At 68.7% G+C, this 21,712-nt stretch carries 22 protein-coding genes; 15 read left to right on the top strand and 7 right to left on the bottom strand.

Annotation, left to right across the window (positions count from 1 at the left end; translation table 11 throughout):
* The first annotated feature begins 7 nt into the window (after positions 1-7).
* Genes CFB81_RS33845 through CFB81_RS33895 form a run of 11 tightly spaced genes read left to right on the top strand, consistent with a single transcriptional unit; the run spans position 8 to position 11,921 of the window.
* Positions 8-1,585 carry an acyl-CoA ligase (AMP-forming), exosortase A system-associated gene (locus tag CFB81_RS33845; RefSeq protein ID WP_089438031.1) on the top strand — a complete coding sequence of 526 codons (1,578 nt, stop codon included), beginning with the start codon at positions 8-10 and terminating at the stop codon, positions 1,583-1,585.
* Positions 1,582-2,676: a hypothetical protein gene (locus CFB81_RS33850; protein WP_089438032.1), complete on the top strand. Its 1,095-nt coding sequence runs from the start codon at positions 1,582-1,584 to the stop codon at positions 2,674-2,676. Before CFB81_RS33845 ends, CFB81_RS33850 begins: the two co-directional genes overlap by 4 nt.
* Positions 2,676-4,526, top strand: coding sequence for an acyl-CoA dehydrogenase (locus tag CFB81_RS33855; RefSeq protein WP_179235001.1), 1,851 nt, complete (start codon positions 2,676-2,678; stop codon positions 4,524-4,526). Before CFB81_RS33850 ends, CFB81_RS33855 begins: the two co-directional genes overlap by 1 nt.
* 1 nt (position 4,527) lies before the next feature.
* Entirely contained in the window at positions 4,528-5,781 is a 1,254-nt protein-coding gene (locus CFB81_RS33860; protein WP_089438034.1) for a citrate/2-methylcitrate synthase, read from the top strand.
* A gap of 28 nt (positions 5,782-5,809) precedes the next feature.
* Complete coding sequence (locus tag CFB81_RS33865) at positions 5,810-6,472, top strand: class I SAM-dependent methyltransferase (protein ID WP_089438035.1); 663 nt, start codon at positions 5,810-5,812, stop codon at positions 6,470-6,472.
* Positions 6,473-6,475: 3 nt separating this feature from the next.
* On the top strand, positions 6,476-7,549 hold the full coding sequence (locus CFB81_RS33870) for a TauD/TfdA family dioxygenase (protein WP_069619831.1): 1,074 nt from the start codon (positions 6,476-6,478) through the stop codon (positions 7,547-7,549).
* Positions 7,550-7,560: 11 nt separating this feature from the next.
* Entirely contained in the window at positions 7,561-8,574 is a 1,014-nt protein-coding gene (locus tag CFB81_RS33875) for an ATP-binding cassette domain-containing protein (protein ID WP_089438186.1), read from the top strand.
* Entirely contained in the window at positions 8,567-9,646 is a 1,080-nt protein-coding gene (locus CFB81_RS33880; RefSeq protein WP_089438036.1) for an ABC transporter permease, read from the top strand. The genes CFB81_RS33875 and CFB81_RS33880 overlap by 8 nt, the downstream gene beginning before the upstream one ends.
* 36 nt (positions 9,647-9,682) lie before the next feature.
* Positions 9,683-10,225 carry a permease gene (locus tag CFB81_RS33885; protein WP_089438037.1) on the top strand — a complete coding sequence of 181 codons (543 nt, stop codon included), beginning with the start codon at positions 9,683-9,685 and terminating at the stop codon, positions 10,223-10,225.
* A gap of 2 nt (positions 10,226-10,227) precedes the next feature.
* Positions 10,228-11,646, top strand: a complete 1,419-nt coding sequence (locus CFB81_RS33890; RefSeq protein WP_089438038.1) for an FAD-binding oxidoreductase — start codon at positions 10,228-10,230, stop codon at positions 11,644-11,646.
* A gap of 32 nt (positions 11,647-11,678) precedes the next feature.
* A complete protein-coding gene (locus tag CFB81_RS33895) occupies positions 11,679-11,921 on the top strand; it encodes a hypothetical protein (RefSeq protein WP_089438039.1) in 243 nt (80 codons plus the stop codon).
* A gap of 94 nt (positions 11,922-12,015) precedes the next feature.
* Here CFB81_RS33895 and CFB81_RS33900 read toward each other — a convergent pair whose 3' ends face one another.
* From CFB81_RS33900 to CFB81_RS33910, 3 genes are read right to left on the bottom strand one after another with little or no spacing between them, the layout of a single operon-like run.
* Positions 12,016-13,368 (bottom strand): TRAP transporter large permease, encoded by a 1,353-nt coding sequence (locus CFB81_RS33900; RefSeq protein WP_089438040.1) that lies wholly within the window; start codon positions 13,366-13,368, stop codon positions 12,016-12,018.
* A 4-nt stretch (positions 13,369-13,372) separates the two neighbouring features.
* The gene (locus CFB81_RS33905) at positions 13,373-13,951 is read right to left on the bottom strand and encodes a TRAP transporter small permease (RefSeq protein WP_089438041.1); all 579 of its coding nucleotides are present in this window, start codon (positions 13,949-13,951) and stop codon (positions 13,373-13,375) included.
* On the bottom strand, positions 13,948-14,934 hold the full coding sequence (locus tag CFB81_RS33910) for a TRAP transporter substrate-binding protein (RefSeq protein WP_089438042.1): 987 nt from the start codon (positions 14,932-14,934) through the stop codon (positions 13,948-13,950). The genes CFB81_RS33905 and CFB81_RS33910 overlap by 4 nt, the downstream gene beginning before the upstream one ends.
* A 454-nt stretch (positions 14,935-15,388) precedes the next feature.
* Here CFB81_RS33910 and CFB81_RS33915 point away from each other — a divergent pair, with 454 nt between their 5' ends.
* Positions 15,389-15,583: a hypothetical protein gene (locus CFB81_RS33915; protein ID WP_069619824.1), complete on the top strand. Its 195-nt coding sequence runs from the start codon at positions 15,389-15,391 to the stop codon at positions 15,581-15,583.
* Positions 15,584-15,618: 35 nt separating this feature from the next.
* Here CFB81_RS33915 and CFB81_RS33920 read toward each other — a convergent pair whose 3' ends face one another.
* Together CFB81_RS33920 and CFB81_RS33925 are read right to left on the bottom strand one after the other, a co-directional pair.
* A complete protein-coding gene (locus CFB81_RS33920) occupies positions 15,619-16,704 on the bottom strand; it encodes a helix-turn-helix transcriptional regulator (RefSeq protein ID WP_249190429.1) in 1,086 nt (361 codons plus the stop codon).
* 278 nt (positions 16,705-16,982) lie between these two features.
* Positions 16,983-17,234: a hypothetical protein gene (locus CFB81_RS33925; protein WP_069619822.1), complete on the bottom strand. Its 252-nt coding sequence runs from the start codon at positions 17,232-17,234 to the stop codon at positions 16,983-16,985.
* 607 nt (positions 17,235-17,841) lie between these two features.
* On the opposite strand from CFB81_RS33925, the gene CFB81_RS33930 reads away from it, so the two are divergent.
* Both CFB81_RS33930 and CFB81_RS33935 read left to right on the top strand, forming a co-directional pair.
* On the top strand, positions 17,842-18,900 hold the full coding sequence (locus tag CFB81_RS33930; protein WP_176730236.1) for an NAD-dependent epimerase/dehydratase family protein: 1,059 nt from the start codon (positions 17,842-17,844) through the stop codon (positions 18,898-18,900).
* A complete protein-coding gene (locus tag CFB81_RS33935; protein WP_089438043.1) occupies positions 18,897-19,886 on the top strand; it encodes an AraC family transcriptional regulator in 990 nt (329 codons plus the stop codon). The genes CFB81_RS33930 and CFB81_RS33935 overlap by 4 nt, the downstream gene beginning before the upstream one ends.
* Positions 19,887-19,931: 45 nt before the next feature.
* Here the strand turns inward: CFB81_RS33935 and CFB81_RS33940 are convergent, their stop codons facing one another.
* Positions 19,932-20,420 carry a RidA family protein gene (locus tag CFB81_RS33940; RefSeq protein ID WP_089438044.1) on the bottom strand — a complete coding sequence of 163 codons (489 nt, stop codon included), beginning with the start codon at positions 20,418-20,420 and terminating at the stop codon, positions 19,932-19,934.
* Between the two features lie 227 nt (positions 20,421-20,647).
* On the opposite strand from CFB81_RS33940, the gene CFB81_RS33945 reads away from it, so the two are divergent.
* A complete protein-coding gene (locus CFB81_RS33945) occupies positions 20,648-20,947 on the top strand; it encodes an H-NS family nucleoid-associated regulatory protein (RefSeq protein WP_006481154.1) in 300 nt (99 codons plus the stop codon).
* 174 nt (positions 20,948-21,121) lie between these two features.
* On the opposite strand, the gene CFB81_RS33950 is transcribed toward CFB81_RS33945, so the two are convergent.
* Positions 21,122-21,454 (bottom strand): cupin domain-containing protein, encoded by a 333-nt coding sequence (locus CFB81_RS33950; protein ID WP_069619818.1) that lies wholly within the window; start codon positions 21,452-21,454, stop codon positions 21,122-21,124.
* Positions 21,455-21,712 lie beyond the last annotated feature (258 nt).

Genomic DNA, 21,712 nt, shown 5'->3' on the forward strand with positions numbered 1-21,712 from the left:
GCCGATCATGAACGCATTGATCAGCATCGCCGACGTGCTCGAACACGGCGCCGTGCGCTGGCCGCATCATCCGGCGTATGCGGACGGCGGCGGCACACTGACTTACGACCAGCTCGCGCGCGCGGTCCGGCGCGGGGCCGCCGCGCTCGCATCGCGCGGCGTGCAGCGCGGCGAACGCGTCGCGATCTACGCACCGAAGCGCATCGAAACCGTGGTCGCGATGCTCGCGGCCAACGCACTCGGCGCGATTTTCGTGCCGGTCAATCCGCAGTTGAAGGAAGCGCAGATCGAACACATCGTCGCCGACAGCGGCGCCGCGCTGTTCGTGACCGGCGCGCAGCGGCTCAAGCGCCTGCCGGCGCTCGCCGCGCTCGTCGGCGAACGCACGTTGCTGATCGAGCAATTGGCCGATGCGATCGAAGCAGCCGCCACCGACGCGCCGGCACTGCCCGCCGCCGGCCGCCCGGTCGACGACGATCCGGCCGCGCTGCTCTACACGTCGGGCTCGACCGGCAAGCCGAAGGGCGTCGTCGTGTCGCATCGCAACCTGGTGTCGGGCGCGTTCAGCGTCGCCGCGTACCAGCAGCTCGCCGAAGACGACGTCGTGCTCGGCGTGCTGCCGCTCAGCTTCGACGCGGGCCTGAGCCAGCTGACGACCGCGCTCGCGTCCGGCGCCTGCTACACGCCGCTCGACTTCCTGCAGCCGGCCGAAGTGCCGCGCCATTGCGATGCGTTCGGCGTCACGTCGATCACCGGCGTGCCGCCGCTGTGGATGCAGCTTGCGTCGGCTGGCTGGAGCGACGGCGCGCGCACGCGGATCCGCCGCTTCGCGAATACCGGCGGCCATCTCGCGACGCCGCTGCTGCACCGCCTGCAGGCGCTGTTCACGCAGGCTTCGCCGTACCTGATGTACGGGTTGACCGAGGCATTCCGCTCGACCTATCTGCCGCCGGCCGACGCGGCGCTGCGCCCGACGTCGATCGGCAAGGCCGTGCCGAACGCGGAGATCCTCGTGCTGCGCGCGGACGGCAGCGAATGCGCGGCCGACGAGCCCGGCGAACTCGTGCATCGCGGCGCGTTCGTCACGCTCGGCTACTGGAACCGGCCGGAGCTGACCGCGCAGCGCTTTCGCCCGCTGCCGCGCCGCCACGGCGAAATCCCGCGCCCGGACATCGCCGTATGGTCCGGCGACATCGTGCGGCGCGACACGGACGGCTATCTGTACTTCGTCGCGCGCGGCGACGACATGATCAAGACGTCCGGCTATCGCGTGAGCCCGACCGAGATCGAGGACGTGCTGTTCGCGCTGCCGCACATCCGCGAGGCGGCCGTGTTCAGCGTCCCGCACCCGGCGCTCGGCGAGGCGATCGCCGCGTGCGTCGTGTCGACGCTCGACGCCGACGCGTGCCGCGCCGACATCGCCCGCGCGTGCCGCGACGCGTTGCCCACCTACATGAACCCGCTCGTCGTCGAACCGCTGCCGGCGTTGCCGCGCAACCCGAACGGCAAGATCGACCGACCGGCATTGAAAGCGCAGTATCGCGACGCGTTCGCGCGCCCGAACCTCGAGGAGACCGCCGCATGACCCTGTCGACGCTCGATGAAACCCGTGTCGGCGCGCCGCGCGTCGCCGCGCCCGGCACGCTCGCGCTGTCCGGCGGCGTCGTGGTGCTGCCGCCCGCCGTCGTGTTCAGTGCGATCCAGGCGCAGGAGCGCCATCCCGGCTACCGGCACCTGCTGCTGCCGCAGGCGCGCTTTGCGCGGCCGCGCGGCATGGGCGCGCTGACGCCCGACGAAGGCACGCGTCTCGCGCCGGGCGGCCGGCCCGCGCTGCGCATCGCGCCGCCCGGGCGCAGCCTCGCCGACCTCGCCGCCGATGCGGCGCTCGACCTGCGCGACCAGCTCGGCTCCGGCGCGCTGGCCCGCACGACGCACGTGATCGTCGCCAGTTGCGCGCTCAACGAAGGCATCGGCGACTCGGTCGTCGGCCGCATGCAGTACGAACTCGGGCTGCAGCGCGTGACGCCGTTCGCGCTCGGCCAGAACGGCACGCTCGGCTGGTATTCGGCACTGATGCTGCTCGACGGGCTGCTGCGCGACGAAGGCGACCAGGCGCTCGTGATCCTCAGCGACAAATGGCTCTACCCGTTCTTCCGCCAGTTCGGCGACCTGGTCGGCTACGGCGACGCGGCCGCCGCGCTGCTCGTGTCGCGTGCGGGCCCGGCGCCCGAGCCGGCCGCGTGGGGCGGCGTGCGGTCCGTCGCGCTCGAATTCGGGCCGTCGATCGCCGATCCGTGGGCCGATGCGCCGGCCGCGCTGCGCGACACGCTCGCGCCGGTCGCCGCGCGCGCGATCCGCCGCGCGCTCGACCAGGCCGACCTGCGTGCGAACCAGATCGACTGGTGCGTGCCGCCCGGCTTCGATCCCGGCTTCGCGGCGCGCGTGGCCGACGCCGCGTCGGTTCCGGTCCCCGCGCGCATCCAGCACGACGGGTCGGGCCATCTGTCGTCGGCCGAATCGGCCGCCGCGCTGATCCGGCTCGCGGGCGCGCTCGACGAAGGCGAACGCCGCACGGTGCTCGTCTGGGACGCGGCACTGCACGGCGCGGCGGCAGCAGCCGTCGTCGACCTGGCCGGCGGGCTCGACGCCGCACTCGATATCGAAGGAGACGCATGATGAGCGCCTACAAGGTCAGCCTGCGCGAGCTGCGCTTCTTTCTGTGGGAACTGTTCGAGGCCGACAAGCGGTTCCTGGCGGAACACGGCCTGTACGGCACGCACGATCGCGCATCGATCGATGCGCTGCTCGAACGCGCACGCGATTTCGCGCTCGACCTAGGCCGCAGCTACCAGCAGGCGGACGTCGAGGGTTGCACGCTGCTCGACGACGGACAGGTACGGATTCCTTCGCATTTCCACGCGCTGTGGGCGCGCTTTCGCGACGAGTGGTCGAACACGCTGTTCGGCACCGCGCACGGGCTGCCGCCGATCGTCACGCAGATGATCTACGAGATGTTCATGGGCGCGAATCCGTCGTTCATGACGTACGGCGGCTTCACGCGCCCCGCGGTCAAGCTGCTGCAGATGCACGGCACGCCGCACCAGAAAGCGCTGATCGCACCGCTCGAAGCGTACCGCTGGGACGCGTGCTTCTGCGCGACCGAACCGCAGGCCGGCACCGACCTGACCGCGGTCGCGCTGCGCGCGACGCCGCTCGAACGCGATATCTACGCGATCGACGGCGAGAAGGTCTATATCTCGGCCGGCATGCACGAGCTGACGGAAAACACGCTGTATTTCGTGCTCGGCCGCATCGATACCGCGTCGCCGGATTCGTTCTCGCTGTCGTGCCTCGTCGTGCCGCGCTTCTGGCCCGACGAAACCACCGGCGAGCTGCAGCCGAACCACGTCGACTGCATCGGCCTGCCGCGCAAGATGGGGCTCAAGGGCTGCGCGAACACGCATCTCGTGTTCGGCTCGAACGGCACGACGAAAGGATGGCTGCTCGGCGGCCGCCGCAACGTCGGGTTGCTGCAGCTGATGCCGCTGATGAACCAGGCGCGGATGAGCACCGGGATGTTCGGCGTCGGCGTCGCGTCGAGCGCATACCTGCACGCGGTCGAGTATGCGGGCCGCCGGCTGCAGGGTCGGCCGATCGAGCGTGCGTCGAACACGAACGCGGCGCGTGTCGCGATCGTCGAGCACGCGGACGTGCAGCGCATGCTGGTCGACATGAAAAGCCGCGTCGACGGCTGCCGCGGCCTGCTCGGCAAGCTCGCGGCGACCGCGACGCGCGCGGCGATGCTCGAGGCGACGCCCGACGCCGACCCGGCCGAGATCGAGCGCCATCGCAAGCTGCAACTGCTGCTGACGCCGATCTGCAAGGCGTTCATCTCCGACCAGGCGTGGCGCATCTGCGAAACGGCGATCCAGGTGCACGGCGGCCTCGGCTACACCGATGCGAGCCCGGTCGAGCAGAACGCGCGCGACGTGAAGATCCTGTCGATCTGGGAAGGCACGAACTACATCCAGGCGCAGGATCTCGTGCGCGACAAGCTCGGCTTCGGCCGCCATTCGCGGCTGATCCAGTACTACCGCGACGAACTCGACGCGTTCCTCGCGCAGCAGCATCAACCCGGCACGCATGCGGAACTGCGGCCGCTGTTCGATACGCTGCGCGCGGGCGCCGACCGCATCGCCGCCGCGCTCGACGACATCGCGCGCGACGTGCAGGACGGCCACACGCATCGCAGCAGCCAGTTCTACACGCGCTTTCTGGAGATGTTCGGCGTGGTCACGTCGGCATGGGTGCTGCTCGAATCCGCGACGATCGCCGCGCGCCGGCTCGACGCACCGGAAACGGCCGACGCGCCGGCCGAACGGGCGTTCTATCGCGGCAAGCTGAAAAGCGCGCGCTATTACTTCGCGAACGTGCTGCCCGTCGTCGACCAGCACGCGGCCGTGATCGCCGCGATGGCGCACGCGGCGATCAGCGTCAGCAGCGACGAACTCGCCGCGGTGGAATGACATGGACACGACGCTCGATTCCCGCACCTCCGCCACCACGGCCGCGACCGACGATGCGCCGCGCAACCTGCTCGGCCGGCCGGCGACGCGTCATCGCGGCACCGACATCGACGGCGCGACGCTCGACCCCGAAGCGCTGCGCGTGCGCGATCTCGACCTGAACGCGCTGATCGGCGCGACGACGTTCGAAGGTGCGCTCGCGCATCTGTGGTTCGACGTCGCGCCCGGCAGCGCCGACCATCGCGCGCACGAGGCGACGATTGGCGCGCGGCTCGCGGCGTTCGCCGACGCGCTGGCGCCCGGCTCGGTCGCGCAGTCGGTCGCGGCCGACCTCGGCGCGGCCGGCGTCGCGCCGGTGTTCGCGGCCGCGTCCGGCCTGCTGCGCGGCCTCGACGACGTGACCGCACGCGTGCACGGCCCGGCGCCGGACGATGCCGATCTCGACACGATGCTGCTGTGCGCGGCCGCCGCGCCGTTCCTGCTGCATGCGGCGATCGAGGGCCGGCCGTTCGCGGCGGGCGCGGGCACGGGCGCCGGCAGCGCGGCATTCGATGCCGCCGCGACGCACGCGCAACGCACGCTCGTGCTGACCGGCGCGACGCGCCACGACGCACCGGCGCAAGCGGCGATGGACATGCTGCTCGTCGCGTGGCACGCCGGCTTCGGCTACATCACGCCGACCGTGCTCGCGCCGCGTGTCGCGATCGGCACCGGCGTCACGCTGACGCAGGCCGTCGCCTCCGGCTTCCTCGCGAGCGGGCCGTCGCACGTCGGCGCGGCGCTCGAAGCGATGCAGTGGCTCGCCGCGCTCGCGCAGTCGGCGCCAGGCGGCGCGGGCGCGTCGGCCGCTGCGCTCGACGCGGCCGGGCGCGCGGCGATCGATGCGGCGCTCGATGCGAAACGCACGCTGTACGGCTTCGGCCACCCGCTGTTCGTCGCCGATCCGCGTCCGCCGCACCTACGTGCCCGATTTTCGGAAGAAGGCTTCGACGGCGCGTACATGACGCTGTTCGACGCGTGCTGCGCGCAGGCCGACGCGCGCCGCGCGCTGCGGCCGAACATCGATTTCCTGACCGCCGCGACGCTGCTCGAACTCGGCGTCGCCGCGCCGTCGTGGGGCGTCGGCGTCGGGCTCGGCGCACGCATCGCGGCGATGGCCGCGCATGCAGTGGAACGGCGCCGCCGCCCGGCGTTCGGCGTCAACAGCGCGACCGCGCGACGGCTGCTGGCCGCCGTGCCGGTCGGCTGGCTGTGAATCCTCACCCTTTCGCACAAGGAACGTCATGCTGCTCAAGAACCTGCGCCCGGCGAACGACTACGATCGCTTCGCCACCGAAACGCTCGAACCGTGGGACCTGCTGTTCATCAGTCGCATCCGCCAGCTCGCGCGCGGGATGACGGCCGGCACGATCGCCGACATCGGCACGGCCACCGGCGTCGTGCCGGTGCGGCTCGCGACCGATCCGGCGATGCGCGGCTGGCGCTACGTCGGCATCGACCTCGATCCGGCGATGCTCGACGAAGGCCGCCCGCGCATCCGCGAGCTCGGGCTCGACGACACGATCGAGATGCGCATCGGCGACGCGCTCGCGCTGCCGTTCGACGACGGCACGCTGACGATGGCGGTCGGCCGCGCGACGCTGCATCACCTGCCCGACAAGGCGCTCAGCCTGACCGAGATGTATCGCGTGCTGGAGCCGGGCGGCATCGCGCTCGTGCACGACATGCGCCGCGACGCGCCGCAGCACCTGCTCGACCGCTTCACCGAGATGCGCGCGGCCGCCGACTATCCGCCGACCCACGTCGAGGAAAAGATCACGCTCGACGAAGCGCATGCGCTGGTGGCCGAAGCCGGCCTGACTGCCGTTGCGTCGATCTACAGCCCGAGCATGGGGCTCGGCGCGCTCGGCTTCGAAATCCTGCTGAAGAAACCGGCGCTGGCCTGAGCGATGACCGATCTCGCCTTCCTCGCCGCGCATGCCGCCGTGCGGCTCGGCGCCGACGACGTGCAGTGCGCGCCGGTCGCGCCCGGCGCGACGCTGCCGCTGTGCGTGACGCCGCGCAGCGCCGAACTCGCGACGTCGCCGGAGATGTTCGTCGCGTGGTACCGCTCGCGGCTCGACACGATCGACACGCTGCTCGACGCATGCGGCGCGCTGCTGTGGCGCGGCTTCGCGGTGCCCGACACCGCCGCGTTCGGCCGCCTCGGCGCGCTGTATCCGGCGCACGCAAACGGCTATACGGCCGGCGCCGCCCCGCGCCGGCAGATCGACGGCCAGGTGTACGAATCGACCCGCATGCCGCCGCCGTTCAGGATCGGGCTGCATCAGGAGATGGCCTACATGCCCGCGTTCCCGCGCCTCGTCGCGTTCTACTGCCGGCAACCGGCCGACGCGGGCGGCGAAACGCCGATCTGCGACATGCGGCGCGTGACCGCGCGCGTGCCGGCCGCGCTGCGCGCGCGGTTCGCCGAGCGCGGCGTGATGTACCTGCGCAATTTCGCGGCGCCGGGCGACCGCGCGGACGGCCTCGCCGCGAACCCGAACCTGCCGTTCGCCGCCTACCACCGGCCGTGGGACGACGCGTTCGGCACGACCGAGCGCGCCGAGGTCGAGCGGCTGTGCGCGGAACGCGGCGTCGGCTGCCGTTGGCTCGACGACGGCAGCGTGACCGTGTCGCATGTCGGCAGCGCGCTGCGCACGCATCCGCGCACCGGCGAAACGGTGTGGTTCAACCAGGCGAGCGCGCAGCACCCGAACCCGCGTTCGATGGGCGAGCTCAGCTACCGCTACCTGCAGCGCATGTACGGCACGCGCGCCGCGTTCCCGTACGAGATCCGCTACGGCGACGGCGCGCCAATGCCGTTCGATGATCTGGTGGCGATCTACGACGCGCTCGACGACGAGGAATGCGCGTTCCCGTGGCAGGCCGGCGACGTGCTCGTCGTCGACAACATGCTGGTCGCGCACGGCCGCAACCCGTACCGGGGTGCGCGCGACACGCAGGTCATGCTGTTCGACTGAGGATGCCGACGATGAGCATTTCGTTTCTTGCGTCCGTGCGCGCGATGTTCGGTCCGCCCGCCGCGTTCGACCGGCCGCAGCGCGCGGGCACGCCGCCGCTGCCCGACGCGCATGCGCCGGGCGCGGCGCTCGGCGCGCGTGCGATCGACGTCGCGGCCGGCGATTTCCGCTTCTCCGCGCGCCACGTGCGGTTCCGGCTCGGCGCGATCACCGCGATCGTCGGGCCGAACGGCTCGGGCAAGACCACGCTGCTCGAGACGTTGCTCGGCTTCCGGCGCGGCGGCAGCGACGTGCGCGTGCTCGACGTGCCGGCCGAGCGCTTCATGCGCGATTCGCAGTCGCTGCGGCGGCTCGGCGCGCAGTTGCAGAAGGTCGAGTATCCCGATCATCTGCGCGTATCCGAGATCGTCGCGCTGCACCGCGCGATGTACGCGCACACCGATGCGGCGATCACCGACGCGCTCGGCATCGCCGAACTGCTCGACAAGCCGTGCCGCGCGCTGTCGAAGGGGCAGCGCCAGCGCGTCGACCTGTACGTCGCGCTCGCGCACCGGCCCGAGCTCGCCGTGCTCGACGAGCCGTTCACGGGCCTCGACCGCCGCTATGCCGGCGTCGTGATCGACCTGCTGCGCCATCGCGCCCGCGGCACGAGCGTCGCGATGATCTGCCATTCCGAGGAAGAGCTGAGCGTGGTCGACGATCTCGTGTGGGTGCGCGACGGCGGCGTGCGTTACCAGGGCGACCGGGACACGCTGCGCGCCAAACTCGTCGGCGATGCGCGCGCGGTCCTGCACTGCCGCGACGAAGGCGATGCGCGTGCGCTGCGCAAGCGGCTCGCGGCGCTGCCCGGCGTGACCGGCGTACGCGTGTCGGCCGCGCATGTGGTCGAGGCGTTCGGCGATGCGACGCTGCATCCGAACGTGCACCGGATCGTCGGCGAACGCGGCATCCAGCATCTCGCGCTCGCCCCGAGCACGCCGGGCGACCTGCTGCGCCTGTGCACCGAGGGCCCGACCCATGACTAAGGTATTCCTGATCCTCGTGCGCAACGAGCTGCTCGGCTATCTGCGCAGCCGCTCGTCGCTGTTCTGGACGCTCGTGTTTCCCGTGTTCCTGCTGAGCGTGATGCTGTTCGCGTTCGGCGGCTCGGGCTCGCTCGGCACGGCGGACATCGCGTTCGACGTGCCCGGCGGCGCGACGCCGTACAACCAGGCGTGCACGGCGCAGATCGTCGCCAGCCTGTCGCACAGCGACACGGTGAAGGCGACCTTCGGCGGGCGCGGCGCGCCGGCCGATCGCGTGACGGTCGTGCTCGGCGCGGACGAACGCACGCCGGCGACGATCCGTTACGACTTCAACGGCTCGCTCGCGGTGAAGGCCGCGTCGCGCGTCGTCGAGATCGCGCTCGCGCGCTGCGCCGCGCAGCGACTCGGGCTGCCGGCCGCGCAGGCGCGCTTCGAGAACGCCGCGCCCGCGCGCCGCCCGTTCGACTATGGCGCGTTCTTCGCGACCGGCATCCTGGTGATGGCGTTCATGGCGATCGGTCTCAATTCGACGACCACCGCGATCGCCGCGCTGCGCGAGCGCAATACGTTCAAGCTATACGTGTGCTTCCCGGTGTCGCGCGGCGTATTCCTCGCCGCGCTGATCGTCGCGCGGATGGCGATGATGGCGCTGTCGGCGCTCGTGCTGCTGACGGTCGCGCGCGTCGCGTTCGGCATCGCACTGCCGATCGCGACGCCGGACGGGCTGCGCGCGTTGCCGATCGTGCTGCTCGGCGCGGCGATGGTGCTGAGCATCGGCGTGCTGCTGGCGAGCCGCACCCGCTCGCTCGCGGCGGCCGAACTCGCGTGCAACGTCACGTATTACCCGCTGCTGTTCTTCAGCGACCTGACGATCCCGATGCACGACGCGCCCGCGTGGCTGAAGGCCGGGCTCGCGTTCCTGCCGACCAACCAGTTCGCCGTCGCGCTGCGCGGCGCGCTGGTCGACGGTGCGCCGTACGCGCAGCTCGCGCCGCAACTGCTCGGCATGGCCGCCTGCACCGCGCTGTTCCTGTTCGCCGCCGCGCGGCTGTTCCGCTGGCACGACGCATGACGCGTCGCCACGCTGTTTCGACGAAGGAGAGACACGATGAAATCGAACCATCCCATAACCGACTACCTGCTGCATGCGAGCAACTTCCTGCCGGCGATCGTGTTCCTGTTCTACGGCCGGCTCGGCCCCGAGCAGCCGGACCTGCGCTGGACCCACGCGTTCCTGATCGGCGGCGTGCTCGCGCTCGTGCACGGCGCGTGGCTGCTGCGCCGCGCGCAGCGCAACAGCATCGCGATCGGCGTCGACCTGTTCCTCGTGATCGGCGCGGTGCTCGCGCTCGTGTCGCCGACAGGTAGCCGTTTGTGGGGCGAGGAACTGGGGCCGGCCGCGATGCTCGTCTGCGTGCTGGTGGTCGGCATCGTGCATACCGCGTGGTCGGACGGCGGCTTCGTCGACGGCACGTTCGTCGACCATGCGCGGGTGCGTTCGCTGTCGCTCGTGCTGCTCGCCGTCACCGTCGTCGCGCTCGCGGTGTCGATCGCGATGCGCCACAGCCCGCTGTGGGGCGGCGTCGTGCCGCTGATCGCGCTGGTCGTCGTGCGCGGCCGGCTGCGCAAGCAGCTCGCGCGGGCACGCTGACGATGAACGCGTTGCCCGCACACGCGGCACACCCCGCGCAACGGCACGCGCTCGCCGCGGCGCTCGGCGACGGCTGGCTCGAAGGCGCGGCATGCGAGCCGTATGCGACCGACGTCATGCAGTACGGCGGCGTGCCGCTCGGCGTCGCGCGGCCGGCATCGACCGCCGACGTGCGCGCGCTGGCCCGCGTCGCCGTCGCGCACCGGATCGGGCTCGTCGCCCAGGGCGCGCGCAGCGGCCTCGTCGGCGCGGCCGTGCCCGATCGCAGCGGCACCCAATGCGTGGTGTCGTTCGAGCGGATGCGCGCGGTTCGCGCGTTCGATCCGGCCAATCGCAGCATCACGGTCGACGCCGGCGTGCGGCTGTCCGACCTCAACCGCGTGGCGGGCGAAGCCGGCCTCTGCGTGCCCATCGATCTCGGCAGCGATCCGGCGGCCGGCGGCCTCGTCGGTGCGAACGCGGGCGGCAGCCGCCTGATCAAGTACGGCGACGTGCGCCGTCACGTACTCGGCGTCGAAGTCGTGCTGGCGGACGAAGCCGGCACCGTGATCGACGCGCTCGCGCCGCTGCGCAAGCGCAACGCGGGCTTCGACGTCGCGCAATGCTTCATCGGCGCGAATGGCGCGAACGGGCTCGTGACGGCCGTGTCGTTCGCGCTCGCGCCGCTCGAACGGTCGTCGTGCGCGGCGTTCGTCGCGTTCGCGTCGTACGATGCGGCGCTCGCCGGCCTGCTCGCGTTCGAACGCGCATTCGGCGAGATGCTGTCGGCGTTCGAGTTCATGTCGGCGGCGGCGGTCGGGTGCGTCGCGGCGGCGTTTCCGGCATTGCGCGCGCCGTTCGAGCCCGGTGAAGCCGCCTGCCACGCGCTCGTCGAGATCGCGACCGGCATGCCGGGGCTCGATGCGCTGCTCGAGGAACGCGCGGTCGCAACGCTCGACGCGCTGGCCGGCGATGGCCTGGTGCTCGACGCGGCGTGCGCGCCGGCGGAACGGTTCTGGCGGATTCGCGACGCGCTGCCGGCCGCGGTCGCGCAGGACGGCCTGCCGCTGTCGTTCGACGTGTCGTTCCAGCGCGGCGCGCTGGCCGGATTCGTCGCCGACGCCGAGCGGTGGCTCGCCGCCGCGCATCCGGCGCTGCGCTGTCATGCGTTCGGCCATTTCGGCGACGGCGGCTGCCATCTCGTCGTGTCGATTCCGCCTACCGCGGCGCAACGCTACGGGCCGCTGCAGCAAATGGCGCTGCGCGGCGCGCTGTACGACCGCGTCGTGCAGGCAGGCGGCTGCTTCAGCGCGGAGCACGGCGTCGGGCCGGTCAATATCGCGTACTACCGCAAGCACGTGCCGGCCGCGCAACGGCAGCTCGCCGGCGCCGTCCAGCACGCGATCGATCCGCTGGGTCTGGTCGGACGCGTTCGCTACTGATTCGCCGATTCGCGGCGCCACGGAGACTTCGCATGATGTTTCGACACCCGCCCGAGCGCGGCATCCCGTCCGAACCGGACGCCGCCCCTTCGTCCCCCGGCATCCCGGCCAGGCTGCCCGACTCGGGCGTGGTGGTCAACGTGCGGGGCGTCGCCTGCGTGATCCCGTTGCCGCCGCGCGACCATGCGCGCCCGGCGCTGTGGCGTGCGCTGGCGGACTGGCGCGACGAACGGTCGGCCGATCGCCACGTCGAGCCGGATGGACGGCAGGATTGAGCAGCCGGCTCGCGGCGGGCCGGCAAGCGCGCACATGCGACGGCGGCGCCGGACACCGTCGGTCGTCCGGCGCCGCGACGGGCAAAGCGTGCAATCAGAATACCGGGTGCCCGCTGATCAGGCTCGGCAGCCACGTCGAGAAGAACGGCATGTACGTGACGATATTGATCGCGCTGAAGATCGCGAGGTAGTACGGCCACGCCATCTTCGTCGTTTCGCCGATCGACACGTTGCCGATCGCGCAACCGACGAACTGCACCGACCCGATCGGCGGATGCACGAGGCCGAGCGAGCAGTTCAGCAGCAGCATGATCCCGAACTGCACCGGCCCGACGCCGCACGCCATCGCGATCGGCAGGAACAGCGGCGTCGTGATCAGGATGTGCGCGGCCATGTCGACGAACGTGCCGAGGAACACCTGGATGATGTTGATGTACAGCAGCATCAGCCACGGCGCCGCGGTCGACTGCTTCAACAGCCCTTCGATCGCATCCGGGATCTCCAGATACGACATCTGGAAGCGCAGCATGTTGGACACGGCGATCAGCAGCAGCACGACGCCCGTCGTGCGCGCCGCATGCGACAGCGCGCGGCGCAGCTTCTCGGTCGTCAGCGTGCGGTAGACCACCGCGGTCAGCACGAGCGAGTACACGACGGCGATCGCGGCCGCTTCGGTCGCGGTGGCGATGCCCTTCGCGACGCACACGAGGATGATCGCGATCACCATCAGCCCGGGCACCGCACCGACGAAGCTGCGCAGCACCGCATACCAGCCGGGAAACCGCGGCAGCGCGGACGAGCCGTCCTCACGGCGCGGGTAGCCGTGACGCACGGCCTGCCAGTACGCGGCGGCGAGCACGAAGCCCATCACCCACAACACCGGCAGGAGTCCCGAGAACAGCAGGTCGCCGATCGACACGCCGCTCACCGGCTGGCCGTGCAGCATCCCGGTAATGCCCTGCGCGGCGAACGCGTAGATGATCATGTTGGTCGACGTCGGCATCAGCGCGCCGGCGAGCGATGCGTGCGTGGTCACGTTGACCGCGTACGCGGCGCTGTAGCCTTCGCGCTTCATCAGCGGAATCACCACGCCGCCCATCGCAGACGTATCGGCGGTCGGCGAGCCCGACACGCCGCCGAACAGCGTGCACGCGACGACGTTCGCCATCCCGAGGCCGCCGCGGAAGTGGCCGACGGTCGCCTGCGCGAAGCGCAGGATCCGGTCCGCGATGCCGCCATGCAGCATCAGCTCGCCGGAGAAGATGAAGAACGGCACCGCGAGGAACGAGAACGCGTTCATCCCCGAGATCATCGCCTGCATCGCGGTCGCGATCGGCAGGCCTTCGACCATGTAGGTCAGTACGCATGCAATGCCGAGCGCGAACGACACGGGCACGCCCAGCACGAGGAATATCAGAAAACTGACGGACAGGATCGCGAGTTCCATGGCGTTATTGTCCCGACGAAGAACGGCGAAGCGCGAGCAGGTGCTCGAGCGAGAAGAAGATGATCGCAACCGCCGCGGGCATCGTGATCAGGTAGCGCACGCCTTCGGGCAGCCCGATGATCGGGATGCGGTCGCCCATCGTCTCGACGGCCATGCTGCCGCAGCCGATCATGATCATGATCGCGAACGCGATCAGGCTCAGGTGCTGGATCGCGACGACGACCGTGCGCGCCTTCGGCGACAGTCGCCGCACCAGCGAATCGAGGCCGATGTGGCCGCCGTCGCGCACCTTCATCGCGGCGCCGAACATCGCGATCACGATCACGAGCAACAGCGCGATCGGCTCGACGAAATCCGGTGCGTTCTCGAACACGTAGCGCATCACGACCGCATAGAACACCAGCACCGTGAGCACCGCGAGGCACGCCGACGCGATCACGGCGAGCACGCGGAACAGCCCGTCGTTCACGCACCGCAGCAGCGGCGCGGCCGCGCGCGGCCGGCACGGCGGCGCGCCGTCGGTGGCCGGCGCGTCCGGCGAGCCCACGGTCGCGGCGCCATTCAAGGAAGTGCGACGCGTCACTTGGTGGCCTCGATCTCGTCGACGATCTGCTTCATCTGCGGCGTCTTTTCATACTTGGTCCACAGCGGCTGCATCGCCTTCACGAACGCCGCGCGGTCGATTTGCGCGGCCGGCAGGATCTTCGCGCCGCCCTTCGTCACCAGTTGCTGCGCGGACGCCTCGCGCGCGGTCCACAGCTTCTGGTAGTACGGCACCGAATCGGCCGCCGCCTTCCTGAGCGCCGCCTGCTCCTGCGGCGACAGCGTGTCCCAGATCTTCTTCGAGAACACCAGCACTTCCGGCGTCATCGCGTGCTGCGTTTCCGAGTAATCGGGCGCCACTTCGTAGTGCTTGGTTTCCTCGTACGACGGCAGGTTGTTTTCCGCCGCATCGACAAGGCCCGTCTTCAGGCCCGTGTATACCTCGGCGAACGGCATCGGCGTCGGCGTGCCGCCCATCGCGCGGATCTCGTCGACCATCAGGTCCGACGGTTGCACGCGCACCTTCAGCCCCTTCATGTCGGCCGGCGAGCGCACCGGGCGCTTCGCGTAGATCGAGCGCGCGCCGCTCTCGTAGAACGTCAGCGCGATCATCCCCTTCGCGGTGAACGCATCGAGGATCTTCCGGCCGGCCGGGCCGTACATCGCCTTGCGGAAATGGTCGACGTCGCGGAACAGGAACGGGAACGACGGGATCAGCGATTCCGGCACGATCTCGTTGAACGACGCGCCGTTCACGCGCGCCATGTCGATCGCGCCGATCCGCACCTGGTCGACCGTGTCCTTCTCGGAGCCGAGCGCGCTGTTGCCGAACACCTTGATCGAATCCTTGCCGCCCGTCTGCTTCGACAGTTCGTCGCCCATGAACTTCACGGCCATGTTGGTCGGGAAGTTGTCGCCGTGCACGTCCGCCGAGCGGAACACGCGCGCCTGCGCAGACAGTGCGAAGCCAGCCATCAAGGCGACGGCCAGGACGGTACGGGAGCCGGTGAATCGGTGCTTCATGGTGAGTCTCCTGGATGGTCGATCGTTGTTGTGCGGCGATCCGGCGGCCCGCTCGGGCTTCGCCGAGACGATTTCCGCAATCGCCGAGTCATACGTCGTATGATGTGTTGAGCGAATGTACGTCGGTTAACCGTTTAACTCACTTGGTGCATACCCGTATAACCGCTTTCATCAAGGGCTTGATGAGGAATCGGGAAACCGGATTCTCCGTTTTCCTCCTTTCTCGCGAAACGTTTTCCGGAAGCGGATCGCGATCCCGATCGCGCATCGGCGTCGCGGTTTTCGCCCGCTCAACGGCCTTCTTTCGCTTCATTGGTCGACGTTATAGGATGACTGACCATGATCTTGCCGCGCCGCCGCGATAACCGTGCGATCGATCCGTCGTCGGGCGTGCCGCCTGACAGGCACGCGCGATGCGCGCCGCCACAGCGTGAAAACGCGAAAGGAGCCAGTCATGTCGATCACGAAGCGATCAGCGCCAACCGACCCGGCCACACCGCCGAACGCCGGCGACGAAGGCCCCGCGGACGCGCCGGGCATCGGTGAGGACACGTGCCGCGTCTGCCGCGGCACCGGCATGGTGGAGGGACAGACGTGCACCGTCTGCGGCGGGACGGGCAAGGTACTGCAGGGAATCGGCGGTGGATAGGTAAAAACGCAGGCGCGCCCGCGCGCACGGATCGCTCAGGTCTGCATGACCAGCGACGTCAGTTGCGCGGCGCGCGCCACGTCCGTCTTCGTGTAGATCGACTTGATCTGCGCGCGAACCGTGCCGATCGACACGCCGCGCAGCGCCGCGCATTCCTGCGGCGAGCGCCCGTCGCAGCACAGCAGCACGGCGAGATCGGCTTCCGCCGACGACAGCCCGTAGAACACCCGCAAGCGCTGCGCGCGCGCCGACGGCGAACGAACGTCGGCGGCCGTCATCAGCGCCGCGACGCCGGGCCGTTCGCGCGCGAGACGCGACTGTTCTGGAACGGGGATCAACGCAAGCGGCAGCGGCTCGCCCGTCGCACGACGCAGCAGCAGTCCGCCGCGTGCGAATGCATGCCGCCATTGCGCATCGTCGACGCAGCCTTCCGGCGCGAAACGCCCGTTCAGGACCCGCAGCGCCGGTTCGGCGGCGATCAGCTGATCGGCCGCGCGGTTCGTATAGCGCAGTTCACGCTGCGCGCCGAGCAGGAATACCGGCACCGGCACCGCGTCGAGCGCCGATTCCGCGGCGGCCACGCGCGCTTCGAGCTCGCCGATGCGCGCGTGGATGCGCAACGCGCGGCTGATGTGGGCGCCCATGATTTCGATCGCCCGACGCTGCTCGTCGGACAGCCCTTGCGATTCGGGGCCGCCCTGTACGCTGAGGAAAGCGCCGGCGCCCTCGCCGCGATGGATGTACAGGCCCGAAATGCTGCCGAGCCCGAACGGCTGCAGGAATTCCCGATAGAACACGCCATGTGTGCGCTGCCGCACCGACAGGTGCTTGACGTCCTCGAACCAGCGCCCTGCCTGCCAGTCGGCGGCAACCGGCACGACCGGGTCGTACAGGTAGAACTCGGTGTTGTAGCTGCGGTGGCACGCGGCGACCCATGACGGATCGTCGCCGGCCGCCCGCTCGATCGCCGGCAGCCGCGCCGCATCGTCGAACGACAGCAGCGTCGCCATGCGTACGCCGACCGACATGCGCAGGCCGTCCAGCACCGCTTCCCATCGTTGGTCGCCCAGCGCCGCAGCATAGACGTCATCGATCCATGCCGATGGAATCAACCCGTTCATCTGCATCTGGCCACCCCGTGCCGTGCGTTTTTATTGAACGCCGTTCGGGCATCTTACTCAATCGACCTCATTGTTCAAATTGCCGATGCGGGTGTGATCGAAATACCACGGTGATGACTGCTTCTCGTCAAACGAAACGGTTATTTTCGACAGCGAGAAGCAATCCGTGTTGACGCGGGGCGGCCTGCGCGGCGCGGGTCGGCGAGATGGCGCCCGGTCAAGACGATGCAACCGAACATGCGACGGAGCGCGTTGCGCCGCCCGGTCCGACGATGCACTTACTTCATCGTCGTGAACCGCGCTTCCATCTCGTCGATCTTCGCGAGCACCGCTTCGCTCAGCTTTCTGACGTGACGCGGCACGTCGGGCGTCGACAGCAGTTCCTCGATACGCCCGCGCCAGTATCTCGGATGCCTGACGCGCCCCGCGCCCGACATCGACACATCGGCGACGGCCGTCTCGCTGTCCAGCAGCGCCACCATTCTCTGGATGTGAGAGAGCTCACGTTCCACATAGTCTCGTGCGAGCATATTGATTGAAATTCCCCGAAATACGACATGAGGCCTTCCGTCATCCACGCGCGATCGTCCGCGGTGCCACGACGCACCGCATACGTTGCGCATCAGCGTACGCGCCGATCATGTCAACCGATTGTGCGGACGCACACGGCGATCGACAAAGGAATGACGGGCCTGTCCGATTGTCCTGGCGACATCCGGTCGCGATGCCCCGTTGACCATCGTAGGCCCACCGTTCGGCGCCGGCATCCCCAAAAATGGGGATGCCGGCCGATATGGGCTGGACGACGACTTCCGGAAAGGACGGGGGTAAAAACGGCCGGCTGGCGCGACGGCTCGTTGCACGGCAACACGATGGCGGCATTCCGGCGAATCGTGCGCTTTCACGTCTGACGAATCGGCCATCGGCAGCGACGTGCGGCTTCGTCGCACGCCTCGCGAGATTCCAACGCACGGGGCATCGTAGCAGTCGCAATTCCCTGGACGGGGAATCGAGCATGGGCGTGCCCGGTATCGCGCCGCCTGTCGCCCCTTGCATGTCGATTGGCGCGCTTTGCGAGTGAAGTGGCGCGCAAATGGCGGCATCATGGCGCATCCTTTCTGCCACGGAATCCCGTCCATGAATATCGATACCGACCTGCCCGTCATGGTGACCGGCGCGACCGGTTATGTCGCAGGCTGGCTCGTGCAGCGGCTGCTCGAGGCCGGCCTGACGGTCCATGCGGCCGTCCGCGACCCCGACAGCCCGGACAAGCTCGAGCATCTGCAGCGCATCGCGGCCGGCCAGCCCGGCACGATCCGCTATTTCCGTGCGGACCTGCTCGAACCCGGGTCGTACGCCGACGCGATGGCGGGTTGCGGGACCGTGTTCCATACCGCGTCGCCGTTCACCGTCACCGTTCGCGATCCGCAGAAGGAGCTGGTCGATCCGGCGCTGCTCGGCACGCGCAACGTACTCGAGACGGCAAACCGCACGCCGTCGGTGCGGCGCGTCGTGCTGACCAGCAGTTGTGCGGCGATCTACGGCGACAACGCCGATCTCGCCGCGACGCCCGATGGTGTGTTCACCGAAGCGATCTGGAACACCAGCTCGTCGCTGACGCATCAACCCTATTCGTATTCGAAGACGGTCGCCGAGCGCGAAGCGTGGAAGATCGCTCGCCAGCAGCAACGCTGGGATCTCGTGACCATCAATCCGTCGCTCGTGATCGGGCCGGGTATCAATCCGTACGCGACGTCGGAGAGCTTCGAGATCGTGCGGCAAATGGGCAACGGCACGATGAAGGCCGGCGTGCCGGATCTCGGCATGGGCGCGGTGGATGTCCGCGACGTCGCCGACGCGCATGTGCGTGCGGCGTTCCTGCCGAGCGCCAACGGCCGCTACATCGTGTCGGCACACGACACGAGCCTGCCGGCGATGGCCGCCACGCTGCTGGAACGGTATGGCGCCGACTATCCGGTTCCGCGGCGCATCCTGCCGAAATGGCTGGTGTGGCTGGTCGGCCCGCTCGCGAACAAGAGCGTGACGCGCCGCATGATCGCGCGCAACGTCGGGCTGCCCTGGCGCGCGGACAACAGCCGCAGCCGCAACGAACTGGGGATCCGTTATCGCCCGCTCGCCGAGTCGATGAACGACTTCTTCCAGCAGCTCGTCGAAACCGGGCAATTGCGCCGATGAACCGCTTCGCGATTTCGCCGGGCTGGCAGGTCGTGATGGTCGACCTCGGCCTGCGCGTCGACGAACTGCTGCGGTGCGCACAGTTGCCCGCCGATCTGTTCACGCGGCCGGAAAACGGGCTGACGACACGCGAATACTTCCGTCTGTGGCGCGCGATGGAGGACATGGCGAATACGCCGGCCGTCGCGCTGCGCATCCTCGATCTGCTCACCGTCGAGACCTTCGATCCGCCTCTGTTCGCCGCGTTGTGCAGTCCGAACCTGGAGATCGCGCTCCGGCGGATCGGCCAGTTCAAGCCGCTGATCGGCCCGGTCCGGTTGCGCGTGTCGCACGAGGCCGACGCGCTGACCCTCGCGGTCGACTTCCTGGAGCGCGACATCCCGCCCCCCGGTATGCTGGTCGCGGCCGAACTCGGTTTCTTCGTGAAACTCGCGCGGCTGGCGACCCGTACCGAACTGCCGGCGCGCGCCGTCACGCTGCCGCGCGACGTCAGCCCCGATCCCGGCTATGCGCGCTTTTTCGGCGTGACGCCGCGGTACGGCGATGCGCCCTCCGTGAGCGTGGCGCTGCAGGATGCGCGGCGTCCGTTCGTGACCGCGAACCACGCGATGTGGCAGATTTTCGAGCCCGACCTGCGCCGTCGCCTCGACGCGCTGTCGGCCGATGCCGGCATCGTCGAGCGCGTGCGCGCGGCGCTGCTCGAATTGATTCCGGGCGGGCTCGCCACCGCGGACGGCGTCGCGCAAACGCTTGCGATCAGCAAGCGGACGCTGCAGCGGCGGCTCGGCGACGAAGGCGCGAACTTCAAAACCCTGCTGGCGGAAGTGCGCGAGAAGCTCGCGTGGCATTACCTCGATCGCTCGGATCTGCCCTACAGTCAGATCGCTTTCCTGCTCGGCTACCAGGATCCGAATTCGTTCTTCCGCGCATTCAACGAATGGACCGGGATGACGCCCGACACAGCCCGCTCGCGCACGGCGCACTGATCGATACCACGCGGGCCGCTGTCCGGTCGCCGCCGTTATCCCGAATCAACCGGCAGCGGCGCCGCGATTCAGCCCGAAAATGAAATCGGCTTCGACCGACGCGCCCTTCGGCAATTGCAGCACGCCAACCGACGAACGCGTATGGACGCTGGCGTCGCCGAGCACCGCGACCAACACGTCCGACGCGCCGTCGGCCACTTCGCTTTGCATCGTGAAGCCGGGCGCGCTTCGCACGTACACGGTCATGCGCGGCACCGTTGCGATCGCATCGAGCGTGCCGCACTGCTTACGGATCAGCGCCAGCGCGCGCAGCGCGGAAATGCCGGCCGCGCGGCGGCCGTCTTCCAGCGAAACGGATTCGCCGACGATACCGACGAAATGCACGACTTCCCCGATTCGCGGCACCTGGCCGGCAATGTAGGCGGTGCTTCCGTCGATCAGGACCGGCGTGTACTTTCCGCCGATCCTGATCGTTTCGTCCGGATCGAATCCGAATTCGGCCGCGACCTGTTTCAGCTTTTCATCCCTGTTCATCAGTGAATTCCCCAATCCCTCTGAAAAAAGATAAAGAATAATTGAGTCTCCAAAGCTTGTCCCGTACGAGAAGATCGGACGCAAACGATCCCGTCAAGCCACTTCTCAGGTGTTCGAAGCAGTCATCCATTGCGATATCCACAATGGAATTCGTAGTCGAAGCAATTTTCTTCGTCATTTCTGGTTGAAACCGCTATCATGTATGGACACAACCTGAAGAGTGATATATGGCAACTTACAAGGAACTGAAAGCCCAAATGGATGCTTTGGCCGAGAAAGCCGAAGCAGCGCGCGCCGCTGAATTCCAGGCGGTCGTCGACGACATCCGCACCAAAGTCGCGGAATACGGCATTACCGAAAAAGACATTTTCGGTACGCGCCGCGGTCGGCCGGCCAAACAGGCGGGCGCCCCCGTGCAGGCCAAGTATCGCGATCCGAAGACCGGGGCCACCTGGTCGGGCCGCGGTCGCGCGCCCGCATGGATCAAGGATGCGAAGAATCGCAATCGATTCCTGATCCAGGAATAAGATTCCCCGCATATGGGCCGGCGCGTGATTCAACACGCTGCCCGGCAAATTGGGCATTGATTGGGGCATCGATACCGGCGGTATTCCATGGCCGCTCCGGTTGACGAGGTTTTGCCCGATCGGCGTGTCGCGCACGGGTTGATCCACCGACCGTGCCGCACGCCCATCCTTTCTTCAGCGTTCGTAATAGATCGCAAGCCAGACAGTTTGCAGTTCGTCATGCGTCCATGCGACACGATGACGGCAATGCGGCTCGATCAGTACGTAATCTCCGGCGCGCATATCGAGCCGCGTCGCATCCTCTTCGAATTCGAGCACGGCCGCGCCGGACAGCAGCACGACCCATTCGGCTCTTGGGTCGTCATACCAGAACCCGGCCGGGCTCGCATGCCCCATTGATACGATTCGCTCGACGTTCACGCGCGAGCCCGTGACGAGCATGTCGATTCGCTCGTCGCCGCCGCGCCGCCCTTCGACGCTGAATAAATTACCGGTTTGAAGTTGCATGGCTTCGCCTCGCCGTTGATCTTCGGGTAAAGGATGCGGATTTAAACGCGACGGGAAATATTCGCCGCAGCCTGACGTCGCCCAGGGTTGGCGTGCATCGTTAAAAAACCGTATCAAAAAGATGAAGACTGACGGTGATTTCACCGGCGCCGATTCGTTGCAGCGATAAGGCACGCATCGGCATTCTTTTAGCGACGCACGCCGGAACACGCCATTTCGATAAAAGCCGGCCAACATCCTGCCGCCCTGCGCAGCGTC

Origin of the sequence: Burkholderia sp. AU28863 (assembly GCF_002223195.1) — a bacterium.
Classification (GTDB): Bacteria; Pseudomonadota; Gammaproteobacteria; order Burkholderiales; family Burkholderiaceae; genus Burkholderia; species Burkholderia sola.

Coding starts and splice junctions, on each gene's coding strand:
- CFB81_RS33940 (WP_089438044.1), bottom strand. CDS start 20,420: ATGAACAGGGATGAAAAGCTGAAACAGGTCGCGGCCGAATTCGGATTC.
- CFB81_RS33880 (WP_089438036.1), top strand. CDS start 8,567: ATGACTAAGGTATTCCTGATCCTCGTGCGCAACGAGCTGCTCGGCTAT.
- CFB81_RS33860 (WP_089438034.1), top strand. CDS start 4,528: ATGGACACGACGCTCGATTCCCGCACCTCCGCCACCACGGCCGCGACC.
- CFB81_RS33885 (WP_089438037.1), top strand. CDS start 9,683: ATGAAATCGAACCATCCCATAACCGACTACCTGCTGCATGCGAGCAAC.
- CFB81_RS33915 (WP_069619824.1), top strand. CDS start 15,389: ATGTCGATCACGAAGCGATCAGCGCCAACCGACCCGGCCACACCGCCG.
- CFB81_RS33900 (WP_089438040.1), bottom strand. CDS start 13,368: ATGGAACTCGCGATCCTGTCCGTCAGTTTTCTGATATTCCTCGTGCTG.
- CFB81_RS33855 (WP_179235001.1), top strand. CDS start 2,676: ATGAGCGCCTACAAGGTCAGCCTGCGCGAGCTGCGCTTCTTTCTGTGG.
- CFB81_RS33865 (WP_089438035.1), top strand. CDS start 5,810: ATGCTGCTCAAGAACCTGCGCCCGGCGAACGACTACGATCGCTTCGCC.
- CFB81_RS33910 (WP_089438042.1), bottom strand. CDS start 14,934: ATGAAGCACCGATTCACCGGCTCCCGTACCGTCCTGGCCGTCGCCTTG.
- CFB81_RS33930 (WP_176730236.1), top strand. CDS start 17,842: ATGAATATCGATACCGACCTGCCCGTCATGGTGACCGGCGCGACCGGT.
- CFB81_RS33950 (WP_069619818.1), bottom strand. CDS start 21,454: ATGCAACTTCAAACCGGTAATTTATTCAGCGTCGAAGGGCGGCGCGGC.
- CFB81_RS33870 (WP_069619831.1), top strand. CDS start 6,476: ATGACCGATCTCGCCTTCCTCGCCGCGCATGCCGCCGTGCGGCTCGGC.
- CFB81_RS33895 (WP_089438039.1), top strand. CDS start 11,679: ATGATGTTTCGACACCCGCCCGAGCGCGGCATCCCGTCCGAACCGGAC.
- CFB81_RS33945 (WP_006481154.1), top strand. CDS start 20,648: ATGGCAACTTACAAGGAACTGAAAGCCCAAATGGATGCTTTGGCCGAG.
- CFB81_RS33935 (WP_089438043.1), top strand. CDS start 18,897: ATGAACCGCTTCGCGATTTCGCCGGGCTGGCAGGTCGTGATGGTCGAC.
- CFB81_RS33890 (WP_089438038.1), top strand. CDS start 10,228: ATGAACGCGTTGCCCGCACACGCGGCACACCCCGCGCAACGGCACGCG.
- CFB81_RS33875 (WP_089438186.1), top strand. CDS start 7,561: ATGAGCATTTCGTTTCTTGCGTCCGTGCGCGCGATGTTCGGTCCGCCC.
- CFB81_RS33920 (WP_249190429.1), bottom strand. CDS start 16,704: ATGAACGGGTTGATTCCATCGGCATGGATCGATGACGTCTATGCTGCG.
- CFB81_RS33845 (WP_089438031.1), top strand. CDS start 8: ATGAACGCATTGATCAGCATCGCCGACGTGCTCGAACACGGCGCCGTG.
- CFB81_RS33925 (WP_069619822.1), bottom strand. CDS start 17,234: ATGCTCGCACGAGACTATGTGGAACGTGAGCTCTCTCACATCCAGAGA.
- CFB81_RS33850 (WP_089438032.1), top strand. CDS start 1,582: ATGACCCTGTCGACGCTCGATGAAACCCGTGTCGGCGCGCCGCGCGTC.